The organism is Asaia sp. HumB, from assembly GCF_030263835.1.
Taxonomy (GTDB): domain Bacteria; phylum Pseudomonadota; class Alphaproteobacteria; order Acetobacterales; family Acetobacteraceae; genus Asaia; species Asaia bogorensis.
The window spans coordinates 1,360,001-1,377,519 of the sequence record NZ_JARPML010000002.1 but is presented as its reverse complement, the minus strand read 5'-3'; the positions used below and the strand labels follow the sequence as shown (position 1 = coordinate 1,377,519).

At 60.2% G+C, this 17,519-nt stretch carries 22 protein-coding genes (1 of these 22 cut by a window edge); 18 read left to right on the top strand and 4 right to left on the bottom strand.

The annotated features are described in order from the left end of the window. Positions 1–101 precede the first annotated feature (101 nt). Positions 102–386, bottom strand: a complete 285-nt coding sequence (locus tag P5689_RS07245) for an accessory factor UbiK family protein (RefSeq protein WP_285533858.1) — start codon at positions 384–386, stop codon at positions 102–104. A gap of 206 nt (positions 387–592) precedes the next feature. Between P5689_RS07245 and rfaD the strand changes: the two genes are divergently transcribed. From rfaD to P5689_RS07225, 4 genes are read left to right on the top strand one after another with little or no spacing between them, the layout of a single operon-like run. Then, positions 593–1,573, top strand: a complete 981-nt coding sequence (rfaD, locus tag P5689_RS07240; RefSeq protein WP_023978865.1) for an ADP-glyceromanno-heptose 6-epimerase — start codon at positions 593–595, stop codon at positions 1,571–1,573. A gap of 8 nt (positions 1,574–1,581) precedes the next feature. Next, entirely contained in the window at positions 1,582–2,415 is an 834-nt protein-coding gene (gene lgt / locus P5689_RS07235) for a prolipoprotein diacylglyceryl transferase (protein WP_285532638.1), read from the top strand. Further along, complete coding sequence (gene pgeF, locus P5689_RS07230) at positions 2,408–3,214, top strand: peptidoglycan editing factor PgeF (RefSeq protein WP_285532637.1); 807 nt, start codon at positions 2,408–2,410, stop codon at positions 3,212–3,214. The genes lgt and pgeF overlap by 8 nt, the downstream gene beginning before the upstream one ends. Further along, positions 3,214–4,194, top strand: coding sequence for a hypothetical protein (locus P5689_RS07225; protein ID WP_285533857.1), 981 nt, complete (start codon positions 3,214–3,216; stop codon positions 4,192–4,194). The genes pgeF and P5689_RS07225 overlap by 1 nt, the downstream gene beginning before the upstream one ends. A gap of 36 nt (positions 4,195–4,230) precedes the next feature. Here the strand turns inward: P5689_RS07225 and P5689_RS07220 are convergent, their stop codons facing one another. Next, entirely contained in the window at positions 4,231–5,181 is a 951-nt protein-coding gene (locus P5689_RS07220; RefSeq protein WP_285532636.1) for a glycosyltransferase family 61 protein, read from the bottom strand. 255 nt (positions 5,182–5,436) lie between these two features. Between P5689_RS07220 and P5689_RS07215 the strand changes: the two genes are divergently transcribed. The 11 genes from P5689_RS07215 to P5689_RS07165 all read left to right on the top strand — a co-directional run bounded on the left by P5689_RS07215 (position 5,437) and on the right by P5689_RS07165 (position 14,412). Beyond that, a complete protein-coding gene (locus tag P5689_RS07215; protein WP_152530204.1) occupies positions 5,437–5,931 on the top strand; it encodes a hypothetical protein in 495 nt (164 codons plus the stop codon). A gap of 144 nt (positions 5,932–6,075) precedes the next feature. Continuing rightward, complete coding sequence (locus P5689_RS07210; protein WP_023978857.1) at positions 6,076–7,008, top strand: ribose-phosphate pyrophosphokinase; 933 nt, start codon at positions 6,076–6,078, stop codon at positions 7,006–7,008. 12 nt (positions 7,009–7,020) lie between these two features. After that, entirely contained in the window at positions 7,021–7,605 is a 585-nt protein-coding gene (locus P5689_RS07205; protein ID WP_031240890.1) for a histidine phosphatase family protein, read from the top strand. 236 nt (positions 7,606–7,841) lie between these two features. Then, positions 7,842–8,480, top strand: coding sequence for a 50S ribosomal protein L25/general stress protein Ctc (locus P5689_RS07200; RefSeq protein ID WP_023978855.1), 639 nt, complete (start codon positions 7,842–7,844; stop codon positions 8,478–8,480). A gap of 20 nt (positions 8,481–8,500) precedes the next feature. Further along, positions 8,501–9,079 (top strand): aminoacyl-tRNA hydrolase, encoded by a 579-nt coding sequence (gene pth / locus P5689_RS07195; RefSeq protein ID WP_023978854.1) that lies wholly within the window; start codon positions 8,501–8,503, stop codon positions 9,077–9,079. Beyond that, positions 9,079–10,173 carry a redox-regulated ATPase YchF gene (gene ychF / locus P5689_RS07190; protein ID WP_023978853.1) on the top strand — a complete coding sequence of 365 codons (1,095 nt, stop codon included), beginning with the start codon at positions 9,079–9,081 and terminating at the stop codon, positions 10,171–10,173. Before pth ends, ychF begins: the two co-directional genes overlap by 1 nt. A 79-nt stretch (positions 10,174–10,252) precedes the next feature. Continuing rightward, complete coding sequence (locus P5689_RS07185; protein WP_023978852.1) at positions 10,253–11,407, top strand: glycerate kinase; 1,155 nt, start codon at positions 10,253–10,255, stop codon at positions 11,405–11,407. 77 nt (positions 11,408–11,484) lie between these two features. Beyond that, on the top strand, positions 11,485–12,741 hold the full coding sequence (locus P5689_RS07180; protein WP_035439953.1) for a glutamate-5-semialdehyde dehydrogenase: 1,257 nt from the start codon (positions 11,485–11,487) through the stop codon (positions 12,739–12,741). Beyond that, the gene (locus P5689_RS07175) at positions 12,707–13,363 is read left to right on the top strand and encodes a nicotinate-nucleotide adenylyltransferase (RefSeq protein ID WP_051395885.1); all 657 of its coding nucleotides are present in this window, start codon (positions 12,707–12,709) and stop codon (positions 13,361–13,363) included. Before P5689_RS07180 ends, P5689_RS07175 begins: the two co-directional genes overlap by 35 nt. 128 nt (positions 13,364–13,491) lie before the next feature. Beyond that, the gene (gene rsfS / locus P5689_RS07170; protein ID WP_023978849.1) at positions 13,492–13,947 is read left to right on the top strand and encodes a ribosome silencing factor; all 456 of its coding nucleotides are present in this window, start codon (positions 13,492–13,494) and stop codon (positions 13,945–13,947) included. Positions 13,948–13,956: 9 nt separating this feature from the next. Further along, complete coding sequence (locus tag P5689_RS07165; protein ID WP_023978848.1) at positions 13,957–14,412, top strand: 23S rRNA (pseudouridine(1915)-N(3))-methyltransferase RlmH; 456 nt, start codon at positions 13,957–13,959, stop codon at positions 14,410–14,412. Between the two features lie 123 nt (positions 14,413–14,535). Here the strand turns inward: P5689_RS07165 and P5689_RS07160 are convergent, their stop codons facing one another. Together P5689_RS07160 and P5689_RS07155 are read right to left on the bottom strand one after the other, a co-directional pair. After that, a complete protein-coding gene (locus P5689_RS07160) occupies positions 14,536–15,312 on the bottom strand; it encodes a CHAP domain-containing protein (protein WP_369794235.1) in 777 nt (258 codons plus the stop codon). A 149-nt stretch (positions 15,313–15,461) separates the two neighbouring features. Then, complete coding sequence (locus tag P5689_RS07155; protein WP_023978846.1) at positions 15,462–15,812, bottom strand: RidA family protein; 351 nt, start codon at positions 15,810–15,812, stop codon at positions 15,462–15,464. A gap of 232 nt (positions 15,813–16,044) precedes the next feature. On the opposite strand from P5689_RS07155, the gene P5689_RS07150 reads away from it, so the two are divergent. The 3 genes in view from P5689_RS07150 to P5689_RS07140 are tightly spaced (at most 18 nt apart) and all read left to right on the top strand, a layout consistent with a single transcriptional unit that may run on beyond the window. Next, positions 16,045–16,719, top strand: coding sequence for an MBL fold metallo-hydrolase (locus P5689_RS07150; protein ID WP_023978845.1), 675 nt, complete (start codon positions 16,045–16,047; stop codon positions 16,717–16,719). A gap of 18 nt (positions 16,720–16,737) precedes the next feature. After that, positions 16,738–17,265 carry a DUF192 domain-containing protein gene (locus tag P5689_RS07145; RefSeq protein WP_031240885.1) on the top strand — a complete coding sequence of 176 codons (528 nt, stop codon included), beginning with the start codon at positions 16,738–16,740 and terminating at the stop codon, positions 17,263–17,265. Between the two features lie 5 nt (positions 17,266–17,270). Then, positions 17,271–17,519, top strand: partial view of an NAD-dependent epimerase/dehydratase family protein gene (locus P5689_RS07140; protein WP_023978843.1) — the beginning only. Its footprint extends 729 nt past the window's final position; only the first 249 of its 978 coding nucleotides appear in the window; it begins with the start codon at positions 17,271–17,273; the stop codon falls past the right edge of the window.

Sequence of the window (17,519 nt, the reverse complement as noted above, 5' to 3'; positions counted from 1 at the left end):
AACGATATGAAGATCCGGGGCTGTGCAAGCTGCGAATCGTCATATCAGGCCACGTTACGTATGCCTGCGTCCTGTTGCAAGATCGCAGGTACGCAGGGCCTTTAACCGTGTGACGGTGGGGCGGTTACGGCCTTTTCCAGATCAGACAGCCGCTCTTCCAGCTTGGCGATGCGGGTATCGGCATCTTCCTGCGCCATGCGCGCCCGTGTGGCCAGTTCGCGGGCCACATCCAGCTCGTCGCGTCGTACGAGATCGAGCGAGGACAGAACCTCGTCAATCCGTGCGCGCACCATGGCATGGATTTCTTCCCGCAGACCGGTCAGGGCCGAAAAGGCGCCTCCGGCAACACCTGCGAGATCATCGAAAAAACGGGGCCGGTCTGCCATGGCGGTATCCTTGCTGTCGTGTCGCCCGGCCTTGTCACCGGGCGGTGAAAATGCCCCCGTGTAGCCAACACAGGGCGTCATGCCGCCCAGACTGGCCCCCACATCGTTCGGCTGCAACGCGGCATGGAGGATCAGGATGCCAGGGCCGCGCTTTTCTCCGGCTGGTGTGGCTTGGAGGTTGCGTTGCGGCGTCTTATACAGGTTCCATGATGATCGTCACCGGCGGCGCCGGATTTATTGGCTCGTGCCTGGTCGCAGCGCTCAAGGCGCGGGGTGAGGCTGTCGCGGTCGTGGACCGCCTTCGTGATCAGGGGAAATGGCGCAATCTTGCCAAACATGCCCCGGACCTGCTGATCAGCCCGGAGGAGCTCGATGCCTTCCTGATCAACACGACTGGCATAAAGGCCGTGTTTCATATGGGCGCAATCAGCAGCACCACGGCACGCGATGGCGATCTGGTCTGGCAGACCAATATCACCCTGTCCGAAACGCTGCTCGACTGGTGCGCCTCGCGCGATGTGCCGTTCTTCTATGCGTCATCTGCCGCCACCTATGGCGCAGCCGACCGGCCGGAACTTTTTTCCGATGCGCCCGAATCGCTCGGGACGCTGCGGCCCATGAATCTGTATGGCTGGTCCAAGCATGTGTTTGACCAGCATCTTCTGGCCCGGCAGGCCTCGGGTGGCGTGATGCCGCGCCAGTGGGCCGGTCTGAAATTCTTCAACGTCTATGGACCCAATGAATATCACAAGGGATCCATGATCTCGGTGGTGAAGGTGAAGTATGACGAGGTGATGCGCGGTGCGCCGGCCCGGCTGTTCCGCTCCGACCGTCCCGATCTGGCTGACGGCGCGCAGTCGCGCGACTTCATCTGGGTGGGCGATCTGATCGATGTGATGCTGTGGCTGTATGATCACCCCGATGTCAGCGGCCTGTTCAACTGTGGTACCGGCACGGCGCGCAGCTATGTCGACCTTGCCAATGCAGTGTGCGATGCGGCTGGTGTGCCGCGGCGCATCGAGTTCATTGATATGCCCGAGGCACTGCAGGGGCAGTATCAATCCTATACCTGCGCCGACATGTCGCGCCTGCGTGCTGCCGGGTATGACCGCCCATTCACGACGCTTGAGGCGGGAATTACCCGCTATGTGCGCGACTATCTCGCGACGCCCGACCCCTATCTGTAAAGAACCCCATGTCCGCCCATCCGATCATCCTGCCGCAATTCGACCCGATCGCCTTCCGTCTTGGGCCGCTGGCCGTGCACTGGTATGCGCTGGCCTATATCCTGTCGATCCTGATTGGCTGGAAGATCGCTATCCGGCTCTGCGGGCTGGCGCCACGCGCTGCCACCCGTGAACAGGTTGATGATTTTGCCTTCTGGGCCATGCTCGGCGTCGTGCTGGGCGGGCGTCTGGGTTACATCCTGTTCTACAAACCCGGCTTCTATCTGACTCATCCCCTGTCGATCCTGCAGGTCTGGCAGGGCGGTATGTCGTTTCACGGAGGTGCGCTTGGGGTCATTCTGGCGCTGGCGTGGTTCACATGGCGCAACGGGCTGAGCTTCCTGTCCTTTTCCGACCGTATTACGGTCATCGTACCGCTCGGGCTCGGGCTGGGGCGCTGCGCCAATTTCGTCAATGGTGAACTCTGGGGCCGTGCGGCGCCGGACTGGCTGCCCTGGGCAATGGTATTTCCGACAGGTGGCCCTATCGCACGGCATCCTTCGCAGCTTTACGAGGCCCTTATGGAGGGCCTTGTCCTGCTTTGCGTCATGCTTGCCGCGGTAAGCCGTCCCTGGACGCGCGTGCGCTATGGTTCCCTCTCGGGTCTGTTCCTGTTTGGCTATGCGCTGGCCCGCAGCTTCTGCGAACTGTTTCGTGAACCCGATTCCTTCATCGGGTTTCTGCCTTTTGGCGTGACCATGGGGCAGGTGCTCTGCATCCCGATGGCGCTCGCCGGGCTCTGGCTGATGGCATTCGGTATGCGCCATCCCCATACCCTTGAGGGAGAGAAGGCTTATGGCTGATCAGGCACCGCGCGGCTGGGTCTTGCCAGCGCCATCGCTGTCGCATGTCCGCCACGGCTTTTTCACGCGCCGTGGGGGTGTGTCACCAGCGCCCTATGACACACTCAACTGTTCGCTCGCTTCTGCCGATCTCGCGGCGAATGTCGCGGTCAATCGCGGGCGTGTGGCAGGATATCTGGGGGTTGAGGCGTCGTCCCTGCTCGGTCTGACCCAGACCCATTCCCCCGATGTCGTGGTTCTTACGCAAAATACGCCGGTCTGGCCCACAGGAAAGGGCCCCAAAGCCGATGCCCTGGTGAGCAATCGTCACGATCTCGCACTGGGTGTCATCACGGCCGATTGCGGACCGGTACTGTTTGCCAGTGCTGATGGCAGCGTTGTGGGAGCCGCCCATGCAGGCTGGCGCGGTGCAGTGGGCGGCGTGCTGGAGGCCACATTGGACGCAATGCAGGCTCTTGGCGCAGGGGATGTCATTGCCTGTGTCGGGCCCTGTATCCGCCAGGCGGGATACGAGGTTGGGGCCGACATGCGTGCGGAGGTGCTGGATGGCTCTTCGCTTGTCGCACCCTGTGCCGAGCGCTTTTTCGTCGAGGCACCCCGCGCAGGGCACTACCTGTTCGACCTGCCGGGATACTGTCTGTATCGCCTCAGGCGGGCGGGGCTGCGCCATATTTCCATGATCGGGCTCGACACCCGGCACGATGCGCTGCGCTTTTTCAGCCACCGCCGCCGCACGCTGGCGGGGGGCGGTGCAATCGGACATCAGATTTCGGCCATCAGGGCAGGGGCAGTCGCATGATGGGTCGGATTATACGTTTCTCCGGGCTGTGTGGAGCACTGGCCCTGCTTGCCGGGTGCGTCGATATGCCACATCCCTTCGGTGATCCGGGGCCGGAAGGGCGCCGTCTGGCCCTGACTACGCCACCGCCGAGACTGGCTGTACCCACCCCTGCCGCGTCACTGCTGGACAATAATGCCTCGGCCCTCTGGGCGAAGGACGTCGCGGCGCAACTGGTTGACCAGTCGCTTCCGGCTGTGGCGCAGCCTGCTAAGCCGGGTGACTGGTGGCTCAGGCTGTCGGCAACCATGCAGGGTGATCAGGTCACGCCGCACTACGAAATCATGATGCCCAATGGCGAGGCTCGGGGGCATTGGGACGCGGCTCCGGTCGCGGCCTCGGTCTGGGCCCAGGGACAGGCTGATCAACTCTCAGCCCTTGCTGCCGGTTCTGCGCCACAAATTGCCAATGTGCTGACGGGCATTCAGGCCTCGATGATGCAGGCTGACCCGCATAGCCTCAAGCGCCGCCCGGCCAAGGTGTTCTTCAAGGGCGTGCATGGTGCTCCGGGCGATGGCAATGTGGCACTCGCCCGCGCCTTCGTTGCCAGCTTTCCCGACCAGCATGACAAGCTGGAGCGTGATGCCAAGGCCGCTGATTACAGTGTGGAGTGCATCGTGACCCTGAGCGATGGCCCTGCCGGTAATACTGGGCACCCACTACAGCATATCGAGATCGTCTGGCGCACCGTGGCGGCAGATGGCAAGGAAGCCGGCGCAGCCACGCAGCTTCACGATATCGACGCCCATTCCCTTGATGGCGCATGGGGTGATGTCGCAATGGTCGTAGCCGCAGAGGCGTCAGGTGCCGTGCATCAGATCATCACAAATTACTCAGGCCGCAATCACCAGCCGCTCTCGCCTGACCAGAGTGGGGCTGACAAGACCCCTGTGGCGCCAAGAGGGACAACCGGCGCCAGCCCGCCGTCAGAAAAGTCGTAAGATTTCCCAGAGACTGACAACGCGCGCCGTCTGTGTTCAGACAGTTCGGCGGCAGGCTTGTACAATCTCGACGGCAAGCCGTGCGGGTTCGCGGATGAGATAATGGTGATGCTCATTGTCAGTGACACTCAGGAAGGCACTGACATCGAGATAGACAGCATGATGGCCACCTATTGTATCGATCATGCGCTGTGTGCCGAAAATATAGCCATCGTGGTTCAGGATGATGACTGTCTTTCCCTGAAAGAACGCGGCATTCATGAACGCCGATCCGGAAAATCCGACAAAGATGCTGTGAGACGCCCATAGATCAAGCTGCTCTGCAAAAGGCAGTTCCTGCGGATGGACAATCTCAATGCCAAGGCTGGCGAGGAACACGCTCAGCTCGTGCTCGCCATCATAACGTCTTGTCGTGGCCGATGCCTTGCTGCGTGCAAGAAAGACGGGGCGTGATGCGGAATGCCTCTGGTGCCGATTGAGAAACGATTGGCCGATTGCTTGCATGAAGCGACCCCACTCACGGTAGCAATGCGCATTCTCCACGAAGGCCGGTTCGGCAATCCTGACCCCACGAATTGAGGTGTTTTCCGGAGGTGCGATGATGCGTGAATGATCGATGCCCAGGCTATTCAGTATAGGCAGGATGAAGCCCTCATGGTCGCGAGACTGCGTGTAGGTCGGGGCGATATACCATTGTGCACGTGAGCCATGAGCATCGAGAGCCCATAGACGCGCGAGGGTGCTGGTGAGAAAGTGGCCGAAATGATCGTGAAAATAGCCAATCCAGAAGCAATCGTGGAATGCCTCGCTGTGCTCGCATTGATCCTGTTCTGTCTCAATCGCGATGATTTGGGGCGCGTGGATCTGAAGTTCGAAACTGCCCTGAACATTAACGCCCGAACAATAAGTCGAGTCAGTGATCAGGATGCCTGCCGGGGTGTAGAGTGAATTGTGGCGCAGAAGAGCAGCGTCATGATGCGCCAGCAATGGCCTGGTCTGAATGATATGCGTCCTGCCAAAAGTGTTGAGTCAGGCTCTCGGGACGTCTATCCGGCTCATTGGTGAGGGTGATCAGCGTTTGGTTGCGAGTTCACATGCGATCTTCAAAATATTTATGTATAGAATATTAATATAGTTCTAATATATTGTATTTGTTGGTAAAAAAACTTGTTATTACCAGATTCACAATGTTAATTCATATGAGTTTTCTTGTCTATATATTTCTCTTCTAGGAAGGTAGCATTGAGTAGAAACATCTACATTCACAAATTCGATCCTAATGCCGAGAATGGCCTGGGCCGTTTTCCGGTCCAAGATGTTCGCCGTGCTCTTAAGGGGATTGGTGATCCGTTCTACCGAGAATGGAATGCGGAAGAGGAACACGGTGAGATCTCTATTGAGACGGGGGAAGAGAAAACTTACATCGGTCCCGATGGCAGGATACATTCGGAGAGGCGTACCGATAGTTTCCATTTTAGCGCCAGGGACGGGCAGGTCGACGGCCTCGACTGGGACCGGCCTCTCGGCCGTGAAGGCACGATCCGCGCCTTGTGGCACCTCATCGAGACACATGGCTTATCTCTGATTGATCCAAGCGGAGGAGGAGATCATCCAATGCTCTATGTTCCTTCAGAAGCCTGTCTGGAGGATGTCGAACAAGTCTGGCCCGATTGCAGGAAGACCGGGGTGCATGTGTTCGATGGTTACGAGGACTTCGGATCGCATTTCGAGAGCTGATACCCAGCACATGGGCAGAGGCGGGGCTAGGCCTGTAAAAAACGCTCTATCGGCTACCCTCGACCCCCATGAGTTAATGACAGCCTTGCCCGACGTTGTTAGAAGGCCGCGTTTGCTGCCGCCCCGGACCGGAGTCGTTTCCCGATGAAGATCGTCGCCTGTAACAGTAACCTGCCACTGGCGCGTGCCGTTGCTCAGGAATTGCGTCTCCCGCTGTGCAAGGTGTCTGTACGACGCTTCGCCGATGCCGAGGTCTTTGTCGAAATCCAGGAAAACGTGCGCGGTGAAGACGTGTTCGTGATCCAGAGCACCTGCTCACCCACCAATGACAATCTGATGGAATTGCTGATCATGCTCGACGCCCTGCGTCGCGGGTCGGCCCGTCGTGTCACGGCTGTCATGCCCTATTTCGGCTATGCAAGGCAGGATCGCAAATCGGGGCCGCGCACCCCTATCAGCGCCAAACTGGTCGCCAATCTGCTGGTCGAAGCCGGTGCCAACCGTATCCTGACCATGGATCTGCACGCCATGCAGATACAGGGTTTCTTCGATATCCCGGTCGATAACCTCTACGCGGCCCCGCTTTTCAAGCGCGATATCAATGCGCGCCATCCCAATGAAGACCTGATGATCGTCTCCCCCGATGTCGGCGGTGTGGTGCGTGCGCGTCAACTGGCGCAGCGTCTGAACACCGATCTTGCCATCATCGACAAGCGGCGTGAGCGCGCTGGCGTCTCGGAGGTCATGAACGTGATCGGTGATGTCAGCGGTCGCTACTGTATTCTGGTTGATGACATCGTCGATAGCGGCGGTTCGCTGTGCAATGCGGCCCAGGCCCTCATCAATCACGGTGCTGCCGGGGTAGAGGCTTATGTCACCCACGGCGTCCTGACCGGTCAGGCCGTGGAGCGCATCACGGCATCACCCATCCGGATGCTCACCCTGACCGACAGTATTCCGGCGACCGAGGCGATGGAAGCCTCACCCAATATCAGGCAGATCAGCACCGCCAATCTGCTGGCGCGTGCCATGAGTGCTGTGGCAGATGAAAGCTCTGTCTCCTCGCTCTTCGATTAAGGACTGGTTTTCATGCTGCTTCGTCGCCCCTTCTGGTATCTGCGCCACGGTCAGACCGACTGGAACGCCCAAAACCTCTCCCAGGGCCGCACGGACATCCCACTGAATGCCACGGGTCGCGAACAGGCCGTCAAGGCTGGCGCGTCTCTCTCGCAGCATTGGCGCGATGGTGCAGCGCCTATCAGCCAGATCGTGTCTTCTCCGCTCACGCGCGCCCATGACACGGCGATGGCTGCCCAGCAGGCCATTGCAACGTCAAGTGGCGTCACCCTGCCGCTCAGCACGGATCGCGACCTTGAAGAGGTTTGCTTCGGTGTGATGGAGGGTGAGCCTATGGGCGACTGGTACGATCCGTGGATCGCCGGCGAGTTTACGCCAGAAGGCTGCGAGACATTCGAGGGCCTCAAGACCCGTGCTGCCGGGGCGGTCAATCATGCGCTCGAACAGGGCGGTATCCCTCTGATTGTCGCGCATGGGGCCCTGTTCCGCGCCCTGCGCGCCGCCATGAGCCTGCCCATCAATGTCCGCCTCGCCAATGCCGTGCCGCTTTACTGCGACCCGACAGATAATGGCTGGGTGCTCACCGCCTACGAGTGAGCGATGCGGGGCGCTCCCCCGCGCCCCGTGAACGGAACGGATCCCTTTCATCCCTGACTGAAACAGTGTCGGGATCAAAGGGGCTGTGCCCCTTTGCGGGTTTCGGGGCAGAGCCCCGAGAAGAATCCCCCTCCCGAATCCCGAAGAACATTGCTTTACCCCCCCAATTCCGGTAAGGCGCCCCATCACTCAGGCACCCCTGGAGGCCATGAGTGCAATGAATTTGGGAGAATACCGTGACAAATATGACGTCCCTCGAAGTCTCTACGCGCGCGAAGGCTGGTAAGGGGGCAGCGCGCGCAACGAGACGTGCCGGTCTGGTGCCGGGTGTTGTGTATGGTGGCAAGCAGGAAGCCTCGCTGATCCAGATCGATCCGCGCATCATCCACAAGGAAATGGTCCGTGGTGGCTGGCGCTCGCGCCTGTATGAACTGCCGCTCGAAGGTGGCACCGTGCGCGCCCTTCTGCGTGAAGTTCAGCTGCACCCCGTGACCGATGCGCCGATCCATGTCGATTTCCAGCGTCTGGCTGCTGGCGAGAAGGTCCACGTGACCGTCGCCATCCACGTGACCGGTGAAGACAAGGCCCCTGGCATCAAGCGCGGTGGCGTGCTGAACCTGGTCCGTCACACGGTGGACGTCATGGCTGATGTGGACAACATCCCGTCCAGCTTCACGGTTGATCTGAGCGCACTCGACATCCACGACAACGTGCGTTGGGACGACCTGACCGGCACCGAGAACGTGACGCCGGTTCTGCAGCTGCCGAACTTCGTCATCGCCACCATCGCGCCGCCGACGGTCGATGCCGAGATGGAAGCTGAAGCCGCTGCGAAGGCCGCTGCTGAAGCCGCCGCTCCTGCGAAGAAGAAGTAAGACCGCTCAGGGTGGCCGCAATGCTACTCTGGACTGGGCTCGGTAACCCCGAGCCCGGCATGCGCAGACAGCGCCATAATATTGGCTTCATGGCTGTCGAGCGTATTGCCGAATACTACCGGTTTTCTCCCTGGCGCTCGCGCTTCAAGGGAGAGACGGCCGAGGGCAGCATCGAGGGACAGAAGGTTCTTCTGCTCAAGCCCATGACCTATATGAATTTGTCCGGCGAGAGCGTGCAGCAGGCTGCGCGGTTCTTCAAGATTCCGGTTTCCGATATCACGGCGTTTCATGACGAGCTCGATCTTGCGTTCTGCAAGGTGAGGGTCAAGCGCGGTGGCGGTGCGGCGGGCCATAATGGCCTGCGCTCCATGGACCGTATGCTGGGTGACCAGAATTATCAGCGCGTGCGTCTCGGCATCGGGCATCCCGGTCACAAGGACCGTGTGACAGGCCATGTGCTGGGCGATTTCGCCAAGGCCGAACAGACAGAACTTGAAACGCTTCTCGACGCCGTGGCTGCGGCGTCGCCCCTGCTGGCCAAGGGGGAACCGGAAGCGACAATGACAAAAATCGCCATGCTGTGCGGGGAGAAACGCTGATGGGCTTCAATTGTGGCATCGTGGGGCTTCCCAATGTGGGCAAATCCACCCTGTTCAACGCGCTGACCGAAACGGCGGCAGCTCAGGCAGCAAATTATCCCTTCTGCACCATTGAGCCGAATGTGGGTCGCGTCGCCGTGCCTGATTCGCGCCTCGACAATCTTGCGCGTATCGGCAAGTCGCAGAAGATCCTGCCGACCAGTCTCGAATTCGTCGATATCGCCGGTCTTGTGCGTGGAGCGTCTCGTGGTGAAGGTCTGGGCAACCAGTTCCTTGCCAATATCCGTGAGGTGGATGCCATCATCCACGTCCTGCGCTGCTTCGAGGATGACGACATCACCCATGTCGAAGGTGGCGTAGACCCGGTGCGCGATGCCGAGATCATCGAGACCGAGCTGATGCTGGCCGATCTGGACTCGCTCGAAAAACGTCAGACGGCCTTGCAGAAGCGCGCCCGCAGCAATGACCGTGAGGCGCAGCAGCAGCTCGCCATCATGGATCCCATCATGGCTGCCCTGCGCGAGGGCAAGCCCGCCCGTACTGCCGTACCCAAGGGTGAGGAAGAAACAGCACGCCGCCTGCAACTCATGACCACCAAGCCGGTGCTCTATGTCTGCAACGTGGAAGAAGGTTCTGCCTCGACCGGCAACAGCCACTCCGAAGCGGTGCGCAAGCGCGCAGAGGCCGAAGGCGCTGCCATGGTGGTGGTGTCTGCGGCGATCGAAGCCGAAGTGAGCCAGCTGCCGCAGGAAGAGCGCGCCGAGTTCCTCGAAGGGCTGGGGCTGAGCAATTCCGGTCTGGATCGTGTGATTGCCGCCGGATACGGCCTGCTGGGTCTGAGCACCTACTTCACGGTCGGTCCGAAAGAGACGCGCGCCTGGACCATCACCAAGGGCACAAAGGCCCCTCAGGCGGCTGCGGTCATTCATAACGACTTCGAGCGCGGCTTCATTGCCTGCGAGACAGTGGCCTATGACGATTACATCGCCTGTGGCGGCGAGTCCGGTGCCAAGGAAGCGGGCAAGCTGCGTATCGAAGGCAAGGAATATGTCGTGCAGGATGGTGACGTTCTGCTGTTCCGCTTCAACGTCTGACTCTATTCGGGTTTGACAGGATCAGGACTTGACCGGCCTGATCCTGAGGCAATGATAGGGCGTCTTACCGGAGGCGCTGATGGACATTCTCGTTGCCTGTGACTCCTTCAAGGAGAGCCTGACGGCAGAGGCCGTGGTTCAGGCGATTATCGGCGGTTTCAGGGAAATCTATCCGGATGCCCGCTATCACGCCTTTCCTATGGCGGATGGCGGGGAGGGAACTGCCGCCATCATGGCCCGCACATTGGGCGGCCGACTTGAAACCCGCGATGTGTGCGGCCCGCTCGGTGTGCCTGTTTCGGCGCGTTTCGCTGTTCTCGATCATGGCCGGACAGCACTGATCGAACTGGCCGAGGCCGCCGGTCTGGCCCAAACCCCGCTCGAATCGCGCTCACCTCTTTTCACCACCACCTATGGCGTGGGGGAACTCATGAGCGCAGCCCTTGATATGGGGTGCAGGCATCTGGTTCTTGCGCTTGGCGGCAGTGCCACCTGCGACGGTGGGGCGGGTCTTTTGCAGGCGCTGGGTGTTTCGCTGCGCGATCTGCAGGGCCAGGAAATTCCTCACGGAGGAGGACCGCTTGGGGCGGTGTTCTCTCTGGATGACGACCGGCTCGATCCGCGGCTGGCAGAGTGCCGTATCGAAATTTTGTGCGACGTGACGGCTCCTCTGTTGGGAGAGACCGGCGCTGTTGCCGTATTCGGGCCTCAGAAGGGGGCAACACCTGCCATGATCCCGCTTCTGGAGGCCTCGCTGGCGCGCCTTGCGAGTCTGGTGGAACTGCGCTGCGGGCGCGATCTGACGGCGGTGGAAGGTATGGGCGCTGCGGGTGGCGCGGCTCTGGGGCTGGTCGGGCTGTGCGGGGCAAGGCTCGTTCCGGGCGCTGAGGCGGTGGCGGGGCTTCTGGGTCTGGATACGCTCGTGAGCCAGATGGATCTGGTTATCACCGGTGAGGGGCGGCTGGATCGTCAGACCGCGCAGGGCAAGGCACCGCAAGCAATCGCCACGCTGGCGAAAAAGGCAGGCAAACCGGTGATAGCCTTTGCGGGTACATTGGGTGTCGGACATGACGATCTGCTTGCAACGGGCTTCGACGCCGTTTTCAGCTGTCTTGAGCGCCCCTGCACGCTGGAAGAGGCATTCGGCGAGGCAGAGCATGCGTTGAGGCGCTGCGCGCGCAACGTTGCCGCGACCCTTGCCCTGGGCCGATCTTTTCAAGCAGCGCAGGCATGATACATAGCTGATCGCCCTTTGGGCCGCTCCCGGGTTAGGCCGGGCCAGATGCCGCAGGGCAGACAGGAGAATGAATGATGGAAGCTGCTACGACCGTGTCCGATTTCAAGGCCCTGACCGGACCAGCGCGCGCAGCGGCCCGCCTTCTCGCCATAGCCCCGGAAAGCCAGCGCAACGAGGCCCTGCGTGCCGCCGCAGCGTCACTGCGTGAGCATGCACCTGATATTCTTGTGGCCAATGCACGCGATGTCGCCTCCTCCAAGGCAAGCGCTGCCTTCATCGACCGGCTGACGCTGACGCCTGCACGGATCGAGTCCATGGCAAAGGGCCTCGAATCGATTGCGCTTCTGCCGGATCCGGTTGGCAGGGTGCTGTGTGACTGGACACGTCCCAACGGCCTGAACATCCGCCGTGTGGCGACTCCGCTTGGTGTCATTGGCATGATCTATGAAAGCCGCCCCAATGTGGGGGCTGACGCTGCGGGCCTGTGCATCAAATCCGGCAATGCCGTCATCTTGCGTGGCGGCTCCGAGAGCCTTCAATCAGCACGGTGCATTCAGTCGTGCATCCAGGAAGGACTGGAGAAGGCGGGTCTGCCGCGTGATTGTGTGCAGATCGTCCCCGATGCTGATCGGGCGCATGTCGCCGCCATGCTGACAGCCGCCGGTGAAATCGACATGATCATCCCACGTGGCGGCAAATCGCTTGTCGAGCGGGTGCAGCGCGAGGCCCGCGTACCGGTTCTCGCTCATGCCGATGGGCTGTGTCACACCTACATCCACAAGGACGCCGACTTCGCGATGGCGCGTGAGATTCTCGCCAACGCCAAGATGCGGCGTACCGGTATTTGCGGTGCGACCGAAACCCTTCTGATCGACCACGCAATTGCCGAGGCCCTGTTACCTGCGCTGGTGCAGGACCTGCATGCGCTGGGCTGCGCCATTCTGGGTGACGAGACAGCGCGTCATATCGTGCATGATCTTGAACCCGCCATGTCGGATGACTTTGCGACGGAATGGCTCGATGCCCGTCTTTCTGTCGCTGTTGTGGAGGATGTCGATTCGGCACTTGCCCATATCGCGCGTTATGGCAGCGGTCATACGGAAGCGATCATCACTGAAAATGCAGAGGTCGCCGAACGCTTTCTGAATGGGACGGATAGCGCCGTGGTGATGTGGAACGCCTCGACCCAGTTCTGCGATGGCGGAGAATTCGGATTCGGGGCCGAGATCGGTATTGCCACAGGCAAGATCCATGCCCGTGGCCCCGTCGGCCTCGAACAGCTTACGACCTTCCGTTATGAGGTCCGAGGCACCGGGCAGACCCGCCCCTGACGTGGTGGAAATTCCAAAATATGGCGATAATCGTGCGGTGTCGATCGGGCTGCTTGGTGGGTCGTTCAATCCGGCCCATGCGGGTCATCTGCAACTCGCACGCTATGCCCTGACGCATCTGCGGCTTGATCAGGTCTGGCTCATGGTTTCGCCGGGCAATCCGCTCAAGCCAAGGCGGGGCATGGCGCCGTTCGGAAATCGCCTCGACTCGGCCCGTGCCCTGGCTGACGGGCGGCATATCATCGCCACCGACATCGAGGCGCGTCTGAACAAGCGTTATACTGTTGAGACGATTGCGCTGCTGCGGCTGCGTTTTCCAAGGGCGCGCTTCGTCTGGCTGATGGGAGCGGACAGTCTGGCGACGCTCACACGATGGCGTCGCTGGCGCGATCTTGCCCTGCATGTTCCCATGGCAGTTGTGCCAAGACCGGGCAGCAATCGCACGGCGTTGTCGGGCCAAGCCACCCACGCGTTGAGCCATATGCGCGTGCCTCCGCGGCGCGGGCCGATTATGTCGCGCTCTAAAGGTGGTGTCTGGGCTTTTCTTCCGGCGCCGCAAAACGGTATATCAGCGACAGCGTTGAGGGATTCCGGCAATTATCCCGCCTCGCTCTCTCTCTAATGTATTGACCGGAGTGTCGAGCCATCGCCAGAAAACCGTCCGACGAGACGCCCACCCCAGCCCGTCGCACCCGCGCGTCCGCTGGTGAGACCAAGACCCAGCCCACCACGGGCGAGGCCACTGCCACCATGAAGACCGCCGGCACGCCGCGCAAGAAGGCCGCCGCAGCAGGCCCGCGCAAGACCCGCGCCGCTGCACCGCGCACCGGCGCTGAGCCGGAACTGGTTGAAAAGGCGCTGGCACTCATCACGGCAAGCCTTGATGAAGACAAGGCCGAGGACATCGTGACGCTCGACCTGCGGGGGCGTGCCAGCTTTGCTGACCATATGGTGGTCGCTACAGGTATTGCCGACAGGCAGATTGCCGCCATGGCCACGCATATTGAAGACAAGCTGAACGAAATCGGCATCAAGCGCATCACCATCGAAGGTGCGAACGGGACCGATTGGGTTCTGCTTGATACCGGTGACATCGTTGTGCATCTGTTCAAGCCCGAGAGCCGCGCGCTCTATGCGCTCGAGCGTATGTGGGGCAAGGATCTCGACGATACTGCCAGTGACGAAGCCGACACGACGGATCTCTGATTACGCATGATCAGGATTGTGGCGGTCGGTCGCCTCAAGAGAGGGCCGGAGCGGGACTTGTTCGACCGTTATGTCGAGCGTACCCGCCCCAGGGTCGATCTGATCGAGATTGGCGAATCGCGTGGCAGTGCCCTGGAAATCCGTCGCAAGGACGCGGCGGCGATTCTGGCGGCCTGTCCCGAAGGTACGATCGTGATTGCGCTGGATGAGGGGGGTAGTTCACCGGATTCCCAGCAATTCTCCACCATGCTCGATTCGTGGCTCGCAACCGGCAAGCAGGTTTCTTTTGTCATTGGCGGGGCTGAAGGACTGGAGGCCAGCGTTATTGAGCGGGCCGATGCCCGTATCTCCTTCGGGCGTATGACTTGGCCCCACATGATTGTGCGATTGCTTCTGGCAGAGCAGATCTACCGCGCGCGCGCGATCAGCGCGGGCCATCCCTACCATCGTTCAGCACGCCCCTGAATCCCGTCTGCCAATAGGCTCAGGCGCTTCGTCCCGAGTGACGATTGCAGGGCGGGCGACAGGCCATAAAAAAAGCGACCCGTTTCCGGGCCGCCTTGGCGGAAATCAGATGATCGGGTCTGATCAGCGCAGATTGCGGCTGGGGCCTTCCACGCTGAAGGCATCTTCCGGGGCCTCTGCCACTTCGGTCGAGTTCATCGGATGTTGCAGAGCTGCGAAGCTCGCCGTCGTCACGTTATGCGAACGCGTGGAACGATGAGCAGGCGCAGGCGTATTATTAGCCATCATCACCCCGTCATCAGGGCGACCATAGATGAACCCGTAGGTCGGGTAGATGCTGCCGTAGGTACCGGAGTTGTTGTTGAGCGCTACGCGCACAGCAGACCAGTCGTTATTGGGAGAAACATCGATGACGCGCACATTCTTGGCAACACCGTTCTGCGCCCAGTGAGACTGATCGATCACGATCGTGCGGTTGTCTTCTACAGCACGGACGACCGCCACGTGGCCATAGGGCATACGGCGGATAGCACGGAAATTCAGCACCGAGCCGGGTTCGGGGGCAGAGCCACGGGCATAAACGCCGCGAGAGTTATCCCACCAGTCACGGGCATTACCGCTCAACACAACATCGGAAGCGGCTTTGGCATAGGCAACACACTGGATAACGTGAGCACCGGAATGGTGGCGCCGCGTTGTGAAGCGTGTCTGGCGAAGTGCGACGTGACGCGCTGAAATGTGTCGGGCGCTATGCGCGGAATGCATAACAGCCTTGTGACCAGCCTTCTGGCGCGCTTCAGCTTTTGGGGCCAGAACCGCCGACCCAACTAGAAGGGATAGAGCGGTCAGGGACGAAAAAAACGGCCTGCGGAGAAGTCTGAGGCAACTTTTCTGTCCCACGTTCATTGATTCGATATCCGCCCGTTGTGTGTTGCATCTAGGTAACTGTGTTCACCTTGGATTGGCAACCCATGTAAGGGGGAGTCATGGCGATTTTATGAACTTTCCCCGAGATAAAATGTGTCGACCCGGGGAAAATTCAATAAGCCTTACTTTGTTGTGATCAGCATGATTTCCACGAGCATACGCGGATCGGCCAGAATCGCCTGAACGCAGGCCCGCGCCGGGGCTGAATCCTTAGGCAGCCAGGCCGTCCACTGCTTGTTGAGTGCATCGCGATCGCTGATGTCCTTAAGCCAGATCTGCGCCTGCAGAATGCGGGTGTTATCCGTGCCATGCTGTTCAAGCAAGACGTCCAGCTGCTCAAGCACATCGGCGGTCTGGGCATCGAAATCGGCATCGAGATTACGGGCCACGACGCCCTGCGTGAAAACGAAGCCGTGATATTCGACGGCTTTGGACATGACGGGATTAGGCTCTGTGCGAATGATTCGGCTCATGATCGTCTCCTGATAACCTCGTAATTCCGGGCAGGTTACGCTGCGCCGGACTGGGCGGACTCTGATGCGGCCAGAGGGTCCGGTCAATCCTGCCTCGCCCTATGCACGTCATATGATTGCTTGAACGAATGGCCCCTGCGCGGTATCGCGGCCATGAAGCCTTTGCGCATCATGGTCTGCACAGCAACGCTTCCGGAATTTTTCTGCCTCTCGGGCTGCCCATTCTTCCGGAATGCGCCACGATCAAGAAGAGGAAGAGCCGGATTTGCGTGCCCGCACCGTCAAGGTAACGCCACTGCGTCAGAACTGTACCGTGCTCGAAGATCCCGATACGGGCCGCGCGGTTGTTATCGATCCGGGAGGTGACGCGTCTGAGCTCCTGCAGCTGCTTGAGGGCATGACTGTCGATGCCATTCTGCTGACGCACGGGCATTTCGACCATGTTGGTGGTGCTGATGCGCTGCGTGCGGGCCTTGAAAAACGTCAATCAGCCCCGGTTGCAATGATAGGTCCTGACCGGCGCGATGCCTTTCTGCTCGAAACGGTGGAGGATCAGGCCCAGGCCTTCGGGTTGTATGACCTGCAAAACGCTCATCCCGACCGGTTTGTCGAGGAGGGCGAGGTGATCGACCTTCCGGCGGGCAGGTTTGAAGTCGCACATTGTCCAGGCCATACGCCCGGTCATGTCATCTATATAAGTCGAGCCGACAAATTGGCCATTGTGGGCGATACGTTGTTCCGTGGTGTTGTTGGTCGGTCGGATTTCGCTTATGGCGACCATGAGAGTCTGATTGCAGGGATCAAGCGCACATTGCTTTCCCTGCCTGACGATTTCATTGTTCTGCCCGGGCATGGTTTGCCAACGATGATTGGCGAAGAGCGGCAGAATAATCCTTACCTCGCCTGAACAACCGGGAGCGCAGACATGAACAGGAATTTGCGGGGCCGTGCGCTTCTGACCGGTCTGGTCCTTGCTGCCACGGCACTGGCTGGCGCGCCAACCTTGTCCAGTGCAGTCGCGGGGGACAATCAGCATGAAGCACAGGCTGGTGCCGAAAAGCCTCTCGACAAGGAACCCCTGACAATCATCGACCGCCATAGCGGCCGCCATGATTTCACTGTTGAGGTCGCCCGGACAGAAAAGCAGAAGGAAGCCGGGGAATCGTCGCGTCAGAGTATCGCGGAAAATACAGGAATGCTCTTCCTGTTCAGCCCCCCCGAGGCGGCTGCCATGTGGATGCGTGATACGGCACCGTCGCTCGATATTGTCTTTATCGGGACGGATGGCCGCATTCAGGCCATTACTGAAAAGACTGTACCGTTCAGCGAACGTCGTCTGGTCGGGCAGGGTGACTCTGCCGCTGTTCTTGAAGTGGCGGCAGGCACAATGGAAAAGAATAATATTGTCGTGGGCGATCTCGTATCGTCCAAGGCACTTCCAGTGGCGCACTGAACGTCATGAGGGTTTTCCTGACCGGGGCAGCAGGCTTTGTCGGCTATCACGTGGCCGCGCAGCTCTTGAGCCAGGGACACGAGGTGATCGGGTTCGACTCGCTGAATGCTTATTACAGTGTTCAGCTCAAGCAGGATCGTCTGGCGCAGCTTGCTGGTCAGGATGGTTTTGCTTTCCATCAGGGTGATCTCAGTTGCCGTGAGGATGTTGAGGCGGTCCTCGCGGCGCATCCGGGCATTACGCATATCGTGCAT